The sequence below is a fragment of the Nostoc sp. FACHB-190 genome (assembly GCF_014696905.1).
Lineage (GTDB): Bacteria > Cyanobacteriota > Cyanobacteriia > Cyanobacteriales > Nostocaceae > Nostoc_B.
Window position 1 is genome coordinate 26402 of the sequence record NZ_JACJQW010000017.1, and the last position, 11797, is coordinate 38198.

11 protein-coding genes are annotated in these 11797 nt (G+C 41.1%); 6 read left to right on the plus strand and 5 right to left on the minus strand.

Annotated elements, in window-relative coordinates; translation table 11 throughout:
* Positions 1–15: 15 nt before the first annotated feature.
* The 6 genes from H6G28_RS18705 to H6G28_RS18730 all read left to right on the plus strand — a co-directional run bounded on the left by H6G28_RS18705 (position 16) and on the right by H6G28_RS18730 (position 5956).
* Positions 16–900 carry an Rpn family recombination-promoting nuclease/putative transposase gene (locus H6G28_RS18705; RefSeq protein WP_190673013.1) on the plus strand — a complete coding sequence of 295 codons (885 nt, stop codon included), beginning with the start codon at positions 16–18 and terminating at the stop codon, positions 898–900.
* Positions 901–917: 17 nt separating this feature from the next.
* Positions 918–1142, plus strand: a complete 225-nt coding sequence (locus H6G28_RS18710) for an RpnC/YadD family protein (protein ID WP_190673016.1) — start codon at positions 918–920, stop codon at positions 1140–1142.
* A 137-nt stretch (positions 1143–1279) separates the two neighbouring features.
* Complete coding sequence (locus H6G28_RS18715; RefSeq protein WP_190588757.1) at positions 1280–2974, plus strand: ABC-F family ATP-binding cassette domain-containing protein; 1695 nt, start codon at positions 1280–1282, stop codon at positions 2972–2974.
* A gap of 213 nt (positions 2975–3187) precedes the next feature.
* A complete protein-coding gene (gene gpmI / locus H6G28_RS18720; protein WP_190588758.1) occupies positions 3188–4786 on the plus strand; it encodes a 2,3-bisphosphoglycerate-independent phosphoglycerate mutase in 1599 nt (532 codons plus the stop codon).
* A 179-nt stretch (positions 4787–4965) separates the two neighbouring features.
* The gene (gene secG / locus H6G28_RS18725) at positions 4966–5199 is read left to right on the plus strand and encodes a preprotein translocase subunit SecG (RefSeq protein ID WP_190588759.1); all 234 of its coding nucleotides are present in this window, start codon (positions 4966–4968) and stop codon (positions 5197–5199) included.
* A 10-nt stretch (positions 5200–5209) separates the two neighbouring features.
* On the plus strand, positions 5210–5956 hold the full coding sequence (locus tag H6G28_RS18730; RefSeq protein WP_190673019.1) for a peptidase: 747 nt from the start codon (positions 5210–5212) through the stop codon (positions 5954–5956).
* Positions 5957–6254: 298 nt separating this feature from the next.
* Here the strand turns inward: H6G28_RS18730 and H6G28_RS18735 are convergent, their stop codons facing one another.
* The 5 genes from H6G28_RS18735 to deoC all read right to left on the minus strand — a co-directional run bounded on the left by H6G28_RS18735 (position 6255) and on the right by deoC (position 11656).
* Complete coding sequence (locus H6G28_RS18735) at positions 6255–6881, minus strand: Uma2 family endonuclease (RefSeq protein ID WP_190673021.1); 627 nt, start codon at positions 6879–6881, stop codon at positions 6255–6257.
* A 31-nt stretch (positions 6882–6912) separates the two neighbouring features.
* The gene (locus H6G28_RS18740; protein ID WP_190588763.1) at positions 6913–8061 is read right to left on the minus strand and encodes a glycosyltransferase family 4 protein; all 1149 of its coding nucleotides are present in this window, start codon (positions 8059–8061) and stop codon (positions 6913–6915) included.
* Between the two features lie 316 nt (positions 8062–8377).
* Complete coding sequence (locus H6G28_RS18745) at positions 8378–9967, minus strand: MFS transporter (protein ID WP_396019794.1); 1590 nt, start codon at positions 9965–9967, stop codon at positions 8378–8380.
* Positions 9964–10866: a DNA repair protein RecO gene (gene recO / locus H6G28_RS18750; protein ID WP_190673024.1), complete on the minus strand. Its 903-nt coding sequence runs from the start codon at positions 10864–10866 to the stop codon at positions 9964–9966. Before recO ends, H6G28_RS18745 begins: the two co-directional genes overlap by 4 nt.
* Positions 10867–10975: 109 nt before the next feature.
* Positions 10976–11656, minus strand: a complete 681-nt coding sequence (gene deoC / locus H6G28_RS18755; protein ID WP_190588765.1) for a deoxyribose-phosphate aldolase — start codon at positions 11654–11656, stop codon at positions 10976–10978.
* Positions 11657–11797: the final 141 nt, after the last annotated feature.

Below are 11797 nucleotides of genomic sequence, written 5' to 3' on the forward strand. Positions count from 1 at the left end.
TCCTTTGTTCAATCTGTGAAAACAGACAGCATATTTTATCGCCTATTTCAAGAATTTCCCGATATCTTCTTTGAACTCATTGGTGCTTCTCCAGAAAATACTGAATACTATCAATTTTCATCAGTTGAGATCAAACAAACAGCCTTCAGAATTGATGGTGTGTTTCTACCTGTACAAAATGAGGAAAAGCATATTTACTTTGTGGAGGTACAGTTTCAAACTGATGATGATTTTTATTCAAGACTGTTTGCCGAAATTTGTTTATATTTACGCCAAAATAGACCGCCAAATAACTGGTGTGCAGTGGTTTTATACCCCAGTAGAAGTGTAGATACACAAGACATAAAACATTACCGAGAATTTTTTGAAAGTCAGCGAGTCCGATGTATTTATTTGGATGAATTAGGCGATGCAGCATCACTACCAATTGGTATAGCAACAATCAAGTTGGTAATTGCTGATACCAACGCAGCAATCATCGAGGCTACAGAGTTAATTACCAGAACAAAACTTGAGTTAACATCTCAACGCCAACAACAGCAATTATTACAATTAATAGAGACGATTCTGATTTACAAGTTGCCGAACATGAGTAGAGAGGAAATACAGAATATGTTTGGATTAAGCGATTTAAAGCAAACGCGATTTTATCAAGAAGCTTTTCAGGAAGGCAAAGAACAAGGTAGACAGGAAGGTATAGCAGAAGGTAGACAGGAAGGCAAAGAACAAGGTAGACAGGAAGGTAGACAAGAAGGTAGACAGGAAGGTATGGCAGAAGGTCAACGCCAAGAAAAGTTGAGAATGGTCTCTCGCCTTTTGAGGTTGGGTTTGACTGTGGAACAAGTAGCGGCGGAACTTGATTTAAGTATTGAAGAAGTACAACAAGCTGCACAAAATTAATCAGTAATCAAGGCAAAATGCAGGCTATGTTTGAATTAGGCGATTTAAAGAAAACACGATTTTATCAAGAAGCTTTTCAGGAAGGTATAGAACAAGGTAGACAGGAAGGTATAGAAGAAGGTAAACGCCAAGAAAGGTTGAGAATTGTCTCTCGACTTTTGAGATTGGGTTTTAATGTGGAACAAGTAGAGGCGGAACTTGATTTAAGTATTGAAGAAGTACAGCAAGCTGCACAAAATTAATCAGTAATCAAAATTAAGCGATGTCTGGGTTTGATTGTGACTTCTTGGGAAGAATTATTGGTTAATTTTTGTTAATATTGGACACGGTGTTGGTACTTCGTCCTTAACCATCAATTTCCTACCCTGAGAGAAACTCGATGCTGCGACTCGAACATATCAGTAAAATTTATCCCACAGGCGAAGTCCTTAAGGATATCAACTGGGAAGTAAAACCAGGCGATCGCATTGGCTTAGTTGGCGTTAACGGCGCAGGAAAATCTACCCAGTTGAAAATTATCTCTGGGGAAATTGAACCTACCGCCGGCGACATTATTCGTCCTGCTAGTTTACATATTGCTTATCTCAATCAAGAGTTTGAAGTCGATCCCAGACGCACAGTTAGAGAAGAATTTTGGACAGTATTTAAGGAAGCCAACGAAGTACAGTTAGCTCTGACGCAAGTGCAACATGATATGCAAACTGCGACACCAGAGGAACTGGATAGACTAATTAACAAGTTGGATCGTTTGCAGCGTCAGTTTGAAGCTTTGGATGGTTACGGTTTAGAAGCACGCATCGGCAAGATTTTACCAGAGATGGGATTTGATCCTGAAGATGGCGATCGCCTCGTCAGTGCTTTTTCTGGTGGCTGGCAAATGCGAATGAGTTTGGGTAAAATCCTGCTGCAAGCACCGGATTTATTACTGTTAGACGAACCGACTAACCATTTAGACTTAGAAACTATCGAGTGGCTAGAAAATTACCTCAAAGGCTTAACAACGCCAATGGTGATAGTTTCCCACGACCGCGAATTTTTAGACCGCCTCTGCACTCAAATTGTCGAAACTGAACGCGGCGTTTCTAGCACATACTTGGGTAACTATTCTGCTTATTTGCAACAAAAAGCCGAAAATCAAGTAGCGCAGCTGAATGCTTACGAACGCCAACAAAAGGAAATTGAGAAACAACAAGCTTTTGTTGACAGATTCCGCGCTAGTGCTACCCGCAGTACCCAAGCCAAAAGCCGGGAAAAACAACTAGACAAAATTGAGCGCATCGAAGCACCCATTGGTGGAGTCAGAACCTTACATTTTCGCTTTCCTCCTGCACCCCGCAGTGGTCGGGAAGTTGTGAAGATTAAGGATTTAACTCATATTTATGATGATAAAATCTTATTCCTGGGTGCAAATTTGCTGATTGAAAGAGGCGATCGCATCGCTTTTTTAGGCCCCAACGGCGCAGGGAAATCTACCTTATTGCGAATCATTATGGGTACGGAAACACCCAGCGAAGGCATCGTTAGCTTAGGTGATCATAACGTTATTCCGGGTTACTTTGAACAAAATCAAGCCGAAGCTTTGGACTTGAAAAAGACCGTGATGGAAACAATTCACGATGAAGTTCCTGACTGGAAAAACGAAGAAGTTCGCACACTGCTCGGCAAGTTTTTATTCACTGGCGACACTGTATTTAAATCGGTTGAAGCCTTAAGTGGGGGAGAAAAAGCTCGTTTAGCATTGGCAAAAATGCTATTGCGTCCAGCTAATTTACTGATTTTAGATGAGCCTACCAACCATCTCGATATTCCAGCTAAAGAGATGTTGGAAGAAGCACTGCAAAACTATGATGGGACAGCGATTGTAGTTTCCCACGACCGTTATTTTATCTCCCAGGTGGCTAACAAAATTGTGGAAATTCGGGATGGGGAATTCCGGGTTTATTTAGGAGATTACCACTACTACCTCAGAAAAATTGCCGAGGAAAAAGAAGAAGCCAAATTAGCGGCGATCGCGGCGGAAAAAGCTGCGAAAAAATCAGCTAAATCAGCTAAAACTTCTGGCAAGAAAAAGTAAACTATCAAGTTAGTAGTAGTACCTTTACTTAACTACTAACTTATTCATTCATTGGCGATATCACAAAATATATGCAACAGTTGCGAAAAGTAAAAAAAGTCTAAAAAATCTCTCAATAAGTCATAAATTAAGTTACTAAGCACAAATTCACTTGCACCTGTGGTTAGCAGTGGTATCATTCGGGTATTACAAAAAGTAAAGGGCAGTTTTACTATGACCAAAGCACCTGTTGCTCCTGTGGTGCTAGTCATTTTAGACGGATGGGGCTACTGCGAGGAGACGCGAGGAAACGCTATTGTTGCTGCTAAAACGCCAATTATGGACAGCTTGTGGGCGGTGTACCCGCATACCCTCATCCGCACATCCGGAAAAGCCGTAGGCTTGCCAGAGGGTCAAATGGGTAACTCAGAAGTTGGTCATTTGAATATTGGCGCTGGGAGAGTTGTACCACAAGAACTTGTACGCATCTCAGATGCAGTGGAAGACGGTTCAATCCTTAGTAACCCTGCACTGGTTAAAATTTGCCAGGAAGTTCGTTCTCAAAATGGCAAGCTGCACTTAGTGGGTCTTTGCTCTGATGGCGGGGTACACTCACATATTACCCACCTATTCGGACTACTTGACTTAGCAAAGGATCAGCGAATTTCAGAAGTTTGTATCCACGCGATTACTGATGGTCGTGATACCTCACCCAACGAAGGTATAAAAGCGATTCAACAACTGCAAGATTACACCGATCGCGTAGGGATTGGGCGCATTGCTACCCTGAGCGGTCGTTATTATGCGATGGATCGCGATCGCCGTTGGGATCGTGTTCAAAGAGCCTATGATGTCATCACCCAAGACGGTACAGGCGATGGACGAACAGCCGTACAAGTTTTGGAAGCATCTTACGCCGAAGGGGTGACAGATGAATTTATTAACCCAGTCCGTATTGCTCCCGGTGCAATTGCTCCCGGAGATGGGGTAATATTTTTCAACTTCCGCCCTGACCGTGCGAGACAGTTGACTCAAGCCTTTGTTAGTCCCGAATTTACAGGCTTTGAGCGACAGAGAATCCAACCATTATCTTTTGTGACATTTACCCAGTACGATCCAGAGTTACCCGTGACAGTGGCCTTTGAGCCGCAGAATTTAACTAATATTCTCGGTGAAGTCATTGCAAATCACGGTCTAAAACAGTTTCGGACTGCGGAAACCGAAAAATACGCCCACGTCACTTACTTCTTCAACGGTGGTTTAGAAGAACCTTTTGCTGGGGAAGACCGGGAACTTGTCAGCAGTCCAATGGTAGCGACTTATGACAAAGCGCCAGTCATGTCAGCCGCAGCCGTCACCGATGTAGCGATCGCCGCCATTCAAAAAGGCATATACTCCTTAGTGGTGATTAACTATGCTAACCCAGACATGGTGGGGCATACTGGTCAAATGCCAGCCACAATTACAGCGATTGAAGAAGTTGACCGTTGTGTAGGTCGCCTCCTAGAAAGCATTATCAAAGCAGGCGGGACAACAATGATTACCGCCGACCACGGTAACGCTGAGTATATGCTAGATGAAGAGGGTAACTCTTGGACGGCGCATACTACCAACCCAGTACCCTTGATTTTGGTGGAAGGCGAAAAAGCGAAAATTCCTGGACATGGTACGAATGTCGAACTACGTAACGATGGCAAGTTAGCCGACATTGCACCTACCATTCTGGATATTTTACAGCTACCACAGCCACCAGAAATGACCGGGCGATCGCTAGTCAATCCAATCGAGTTTGACTTAAAACGCGATCGTACTCCTATGCCAATTGGTCTGTAAAATAGTGCTGAGTTGAAAGTGCTGAGTGCTGAGTAAAGTCAAAATTACTCAACACTCAGACCTCAAAACTAATTATGCTAAGAATCTTAGGAGTTAAGAGTTAAAAGTAATAAAATAGAGTTTTTGAAGCCTTAACTTCCGACATCTGTTTTCAAACCGCCATAAATGAGATTGCGAATATGACAGTTACAAATATCGTACAAATTGTTTGGGCATTAGCCGCCCTGGGAATGATTGTTTTAGTATTGCTGCACAGTCCCAAAGGCGATGGGATTGGTGCTATTGGTGGACAAGCCCAATTATTTAGCAGTACCAAAAGTGCAGAAAATACCCTCAACCGAATTACTTGGGCTTTAACAGTGATTTTTCTCGGCTTAACAGTGGTTTTAAGTGCAGGTTGGCTACCCAAATAAGGATAGGGAAATGGGGAAAATGACCCTAAACCCAACACCGAATATGAGCAAATTACTAACAGCCTTTGTCTTAACTATAAGTACAGGGCTGTTAATTATTTTTGCTCACTTTTCATCTAGCGCCACTTCTTTACCTCCAGCAAAACCCCATCCCTTACCACCTAGTCTAGTTCAGTGGAATGATCAGACAAACAGTGGCGATTACTTTACTCAAATTGCAACAAAAGAAATAGGTTATTTAGTTTGGTCACAATTTCCAGTTCAAGTTTATATAGAACGACCAATAAATGTTAGCAATCAACAGGCGGAAGACTGGGTGAAAAATGTTGTGCAGGCTGTACAAGAATGGAATATTTACTTACCTTTAAAAGTAGTAGAAAATCCAGAAATTGCTGATATTAAAATTGAGCGAAAAGCACCACCATTACAATTATCACCAGATAAAAAAATTCCACGGGCGCGTTCTGCGTTAACTACATACCATTTGTATACCAAAAATACAGTTTTATTACACCGTTTTACTGTTCTCTTAAGTCCTAGTCAGACTGGTAATTATGTTGTTGCAGCCGCACGCCATGAACTTGGTCACGCCTTGGGAATTTGGGGTCATAGTCCATCACAAACTGATGCTTTATATTTTGCCCAAGTCCGCAACCCACCGACTATTTCAGCTAGAGATGTGAATACTTTGAAGCGAGTTTATCAACAGCCAACAAGTTTGGGTTGGGCTTTAAAGGATGAATTTATCAACAGGTAGATTATTCAAGTCAATAGTCAAATCATGAAAACCACGTAGAGACGTTATACCATTTCACTTTAAAAATGATACGGATATGCAAGTAGCGCCTCGACTTCGCTCGGCGACCAGAAGCAGAGTTGCAGAGGAAGCGATTTCTATCAGTAATTTCGTGAAATGGTATTACATGTAACGTCTCTACAGTATTCCAAGAAGAGACAAACTGCTGTAATTTGCTACAGTTGGTTTTAAATTTTGTATATTCACTTTATAAAAGCTTATATACGAAAGAACTCTGAAGAGAAATTTGCAATTTTAATCAATCAATAACGCACTGAAAAATCTGCTCAACAGTTAGATTTAAATTGAAGAATGTTGGGGATTCTATACGTTCATTTCCTCTAAACTGTTTACCACGATATTCCCCTTCATCACTTAAAGAGTAAATTGTGATTGTTGGCTGTTTGGGGTCGCCTATTAACTCTTTACTACCCAAGGCTGCATAATCTACAATCCAATATTCTGGGATACCCATTTCTTCATAGTCAGCAAACTTTTTATGATAATCATCTCGCCAATTAGTACTGACAACTTCGATTACTAATGGGATGGAATCTGATTGACTGAGGATTGATTGTTTCTCCCACAGTGGTTCATTGAGCAAATTAGAAAAATTAATTAATAAAACATCTGGGTAGTAACCTGATATTTTATTTGTTGGCTTCACTGTAGCGGTTTTAGGTATACCATAATTAAGTTTCAGACGAAGACACTCATACCCCAGAATCATTGTTGAAAATGCTACTATTTGCTCATGTTTCCCTGGTGGTGGTGGCATTTGAACAATCTCTCCATCGTGTAATTCATAACGAATATTTTCTGGTTGTGTAGCCAAAAAATCTAAAAATTCATTAAATGTAAATAATTTTTGGAGAGATTGTGTCATTATTTCTATGTCAGTTTAAATATGAAATGTCCTAAGCTCCCCAACTCAGACGTACAGGGCGCTCGACTAAAACTTCTTTATACAATTCTTCTAGCTGGGTAATGTTTTTATCTAATGTATATCGCTCTAAAACGCGATTTCTGGCTTTTTGTCCTAATAGAGTTGTTAATTCTGGATGGTCTTGGCAGAGTGGTAGAAGGGTTTTTAATTGCGATCGCACTGTTTTAGTACTTAAAACTATACCAGCCCCTTTCTCTAAAACTTCTCCGTCCGCGCCGACATCGGTAGCTATACAAGCCCTTCCACAGGCCATTGCTTCTAACAAAGACAAAGACAATCCTTCTACCAAGGATGGCAAAATAAACACATCTGCACCCCGCAAGATTTCGATGCGTCTTTCTTCTTCCGCCACAAAACCTAACCAAATAACGCCGTATTCTGCGCCATAAAATTGCTCTAAAGAAGCTCTTAAAGGGCCATCCCCTACAATTAATAACTTACTGCCATCGCCCATCCCCGACTGTTTCCAAGCCCGGAGAAGAGCTTCAACATTTTTTTCTGGGGCTATTCTTCCTTGGTAAACAAATAAGCGTTCTGCTTGAAATTCTGCTTTAATTTTTGAATATCCCGGTGAATATTTAACTGTATCTACACCGTTGGGAATCACCGCAATATTTTTGTCTCGTACACCCATACGTGCCAGTAATTCGCGCTGAATTTGGGAAAATACAATCACGCGATGATAGTTATCTAAAAAAGGTGCATACAACTGATAGGCTATGAGTTGCGTTCCTGATATCAGTTTTGCCCCTTTACCAGCAAACGGTGTATGAAAAGTAGCAATTAAATGTAAATTCAGTTGTTCACAAATTTCTGGTAAAACAAAGTCTAGGGGCGACAAAGTTAAAGAAGCATGAACAATATCGGGCTTGATTTCTCTTAAAGATTCTGTTAAAACTTTGGTCGCTTTTAGTGCCGGAATTGTATAAACTTGAGATTTATAAATAAAGGGTAACGATACTTCTTGGAATTTCGGCCAGTTATCTGGTTCAGGTTCTTCTTGGGCAAAGTGCAGAAAACTAACTTCATGTCCCCTATCTAGTAAAGCATTGGTTATTTCTCGGCTATAGGTGACATTACCACAAAAGGGCGATTTTTTTCCAATCCAGGCTATACGCATTCTTTAAAATTAGTTATAAGAAAGCTGGTTTTTATTGATGATTTTTGCGCCTTAGCTGTATTTGACTAGAACCTGATCTTACTAAATAATTTTGATTGAAAAAACACCGATATCAGCCATTGCTCAATTTGCTGATTAGCTGATGAAAATAATCGATGTTCGGATTAATTGATTTAATGAATAAGCTGTGAACTTTACACTTGGAATACAACTTTATTCTGCGTAATCTCAGGTTTATTCCCAGCAAAAAGGCACGAAATTATTGATGAGTTCAGTTTACCATGAAATCAAAGTCAATAATAAATGATTGCTTTTGTCAAGCAGACTGACGGGAGTTATACCAAGTTAAAATCCCACCAAAAAATGCGATCGCAGCTAGTCCCAAAAACACAGCTTTCAATCCCACAAAGGTTTCGGCGACCCCTGCTAGTGCTAAAGGTAAAGTCAAGGCAATATTAATCACATTATTTTGTAAGCCAAAGACTTTACCCCGCATTTCTGGGGGAGTTTCTGTTTGAATCGCAGTTTGCATCGGAATGCCAACGAACGCCCCAAAAATCCCTAAGATAGCCACAAACAACAACACCAGCCACAATTGTGTTGTAAATAAAGCCAAACCAATTAAAGATGCTGCCATTCCTAAACAACCATACAAGCCAAGTTGAGAATAGGAGAAGCGTTGTCCAAACTGTCCTAACATTGTTGCGCCAACGGCAACCCCTACACCACCTGCTGCTAGTAAAAAGCCAAATTGCGAAGCTTTTAAATTCGGAATCACTTCTGCCATCCGCACTGCCAACACTGTTAAAGCGGCAAAGACAGAAAATAAAATAATCAGCCTCACTAAAGCATTCCGCACTTGATGATTAGCTTTGAGGTAAGCAAAACCGTCCCGTAAGTCTGAAAAAACATGAGGAAATTCTGTATCGGGAGCGTGGGGTTTTTCTTTGGTGGTCAACAACATTAAAATTACACCAGCGATCGCATAACTGCCACCCACTAAAATTTCTTTACCCAGGCCATTGCTACCGCCAAACTGCGCCCACATACTATCTGCGATCGCTAAAATTGGTTCACCGATGGCAAAGCCAATAATGACTGAAGCCATCATAGTTGTTGTATACAGGGAGTTTGCCGAAAGTAAGTGCTGTTCTTCGACTACCAAGGGAATTGCTGCTTGTTCGGCTGGCGCAAAAAACTGTGTCAGCGTGGAAACCAAAAAAGTCACACCCAAAATCATGACAAAACCTACTGGTAAAACTCCGATTGGTTGCCAATCATGAGTGAACCACAACAACAACGGAATTACCAAAACCAATATACCCCGCCAAATATTGGTTGCTACCAAAACTGCTTTTTTTGACCAACGATCTACAAATACTCCCGCCACCGAACCAAATAATACGGCTGGAATGGTAAACGCCATCATCAATGCTGATACCCAACCACTAATGCTTTGACTACCTGCTTGAAAGTGAGTATTGATTAAAGCAATCATCAATACTAAGTACACTTTATCAGCCAGTTGGCAAAACACTTGCCCACCCCAAAGTGCTAAGAAATTCGGGTTTTTTAATACAGGTAAAAATCCCTGCTGTTGTACTTTGTCTGAGTTCGCTTCACCGCCAGAACCATTCCCGGTAGTTTTTTCTGTTGCAGTTGCAACTGGTAAACTTTCTTCCTTCCGGTTGGGGGCAAGATTGACAACTGTATCCGATGTCCATTCTTTACCATTGGTTGGAACATCGGGTTTAGAAATTTCTTGGTTGTAAATTTGACTATTTGTCGAGATAGGAACAGACTTCAAATGATTAGTCACATTAGAAGTATTTGTCCGAATCGGTTTTTTGGTGTGGCTTGGTGATAAAGGAAGGATTTTTCGATCCAAATCAGATGGTTGCATCATGGTTGGTTGGCAGCAAAATAAGAATCTATTAGGATAGCGGAGCGAATAGAATGGCCTAAATGATACTGAGCATACTGACGTAAAATCTGCTCAATCGATAACCAGCCATTATCTCTAATTCCATCAATTTGTATTATCTCTGGTTGTGACAGTTGTTGGAGCAGAGTAAATTCTCTGGCACTCAAACGACAGGAAATAACTGGAATTTCTTGTCGATGCACAACAGTCTCGTAACTAGGGATAGAAGAATTTGCTGATGGGGAAAATTCGGAATGATTTCTATTTTCCCATTTTTCTTTCTCGCGTTTTCTGCGTAAACTTTCCCATGCCTCTAAACAAATTACCCCACCAGATGGCACACTAAAGCCAACTTGCCAGTTGGGGTTAGTCAAGTCTGGGGTGAGAGGCTTTTGAGTTAAACAACAGGTTTGGGTTTGCGGTGTTAGTCCAGCCAAAACTAAAAGTTGAAACACACCCAAGGACAGATATGTGTACACAGATGATATTTCAGCTTTTGGGAGGATTTCTAATTGATGAAGATGTGCATTCAGTAACTCATAAAGTTCTTCTTGGGGTTGTTCACTCAAAGCCTGAGACAAGGCGATTTCGGCTAAATATTGACCTGCGGCTAATTTGCCTAAATCTTGAGCTAAACCAGGGTAAGTTTTTAACGTTTGGGCTTGTGTAATTTTATCGAGCGATCGCCCTTTCGCAATCAGTAGTTCATTCACAACAAACATCCCACTCCGACCACCCAGGCTAGAGTTGTGCTTACGCGCCCCTGGAGCAACTGCACGAATCAGACCAAACTCTCGTGTCAAAATTGTCACTATCCTGTCTGACTCGCCCAGCACCTGAGTTTTAAGATTAATACCAGTTGCCTTATAAGTTTTACTCATGAATCATTAGTCATCAGTCACTAGTCATTAACAGCCAGTGTATGGGGTGGTTTCGCCGACTTTCTCACTGGCGTTCATTAGCTGTGGAGGAAAGACAACGGACAAATGACTATTCCCCTTTCTCCAGATTATCGCGCTGGCGGAGCAAATCGATACCACGAGATGTCCCCAATCTTGTAGCACCCGCTAGGATTAAGTCTAAAGCTTGTTCGTGAGTCCGAATACCCCCAGAAGCTTTAATTCCTATGCTGTCTCTGACTATTTCTTTCAAAAGACGCACATCCGCTAATGTAGCACCGCCATTCCAACCTGTACTGGTTTTCAGGAATGCTGCACCCGCATCCATACATATTTCTGCTGCCAGTCTTTTTTCGGCATCTGTCAGCAGACCAGTTTCTAAAATTACCTTGACTGTTTGCCCTGTTTCTTCACAAATCTCAGCAATTTCTCGGTGAACTTCTTCGGTTTTTCCGATCTTCAACCAGCTTAAGTTAAGTACTAAATCTAACTCAGTAGCACCATTTTCTACCGCTTCTTGCGCTTCATACAGCTTAACGGCTGAAGTTGTGGCTCCCGACGGAAAACCAATCACAGTACAAACTTTTGGCTTTTTATTTTGTAGGAGTTCTGCTGCTTGCTTAACGTGGGTAGGGTAAATGCAAACCGCCGCGAAGTTAAATCTATATGCTTGTTCACACCATTGCTCAACCTGCTCTGGAGTAGCCGTTGGCGTTAACAGGGCGTGATCGATAAATGGCGCAATATCAATATTTGGATAGTCTGCTGCCATTGAACTTTTGCCTATGAATGATTATTAAGCTTTATAAAAAATTAAGACATTTATTATATATTAAACCACATAAACTCTGACTTTAACTCCAAAAACAGCTAATTATTCAGGTTATATTTGGAGGCATTTTGAGTTTATTTA

Bases quoted from the DNA above. Each gene is read 5' to 3' on its own strand.
- deoC (WP_190588765.1), bottom strand. From the start codon at position 11,656: ATGGCAGCAGACTATCCAAATATTGATATTGCGCCATTTATCGATCAC.
- H6G28_RS18710 (WP_190673016.1), top strand. From the start codon at position 918: ATGCAGGCTATGTTTGAATTAGGCGATTTAAAGAAAACACGATTTTAT.
- H6G28_RS18745 (WP_396019794.1), bottom strand. From the start codon at position 9,967: ATGATGCAACCATCTGATTTGGATCGAAAAATCCTTCCTTTATCACCA.
- secG (WP_190588759.1), top strand. From the start codon at position 4,966: ATGACAGTTACAAATATCGTACAAATTGTTTGGGCATTAGCCGCCCTG.
- H6G28_RS18740 (WP_190588763.1), bottom strand. From the start codon at position 8,061: ATGCGTATAGCCTGGATTGGAAAAAAATCGCCCTTTTGTGGTAATGTC.
- H6G28_RS18735 (WP_190673021.1), bottom strand. From the start codon at position 6,881: ATGACACAATCTCTCCAAAAATTATTTACATTTAATGAATTTTTAGAT.
- H6G28_RS18730 (WP_190673019.1), top strand. From the start codon at position 5,210: ATGGGGAAAATGACCCTAAACCCAACACCGAATATGAGCAAATTACTA.
- H6G28_RS18715 (WP_190588757.1), top strand. From the start codon at position 1,280: ATGCTGCGACTCGAACATATCAGTAAAATTTATCCCACAGGCGAAGTC.
- recO (WP_190673024.1), bottom strand. From the start codon at position 10,866: ATGAGTAAAACTTATAAGGCAACTGGTATTAATCTTAAAACTCAGGTG.
- gpmI (WP_190588758.1), top strand. From the start codon at position 3,188: ATGACCAAAGCACCTGTTGCTCCTGTGGTGCTAGTCATTTTAGACGGA.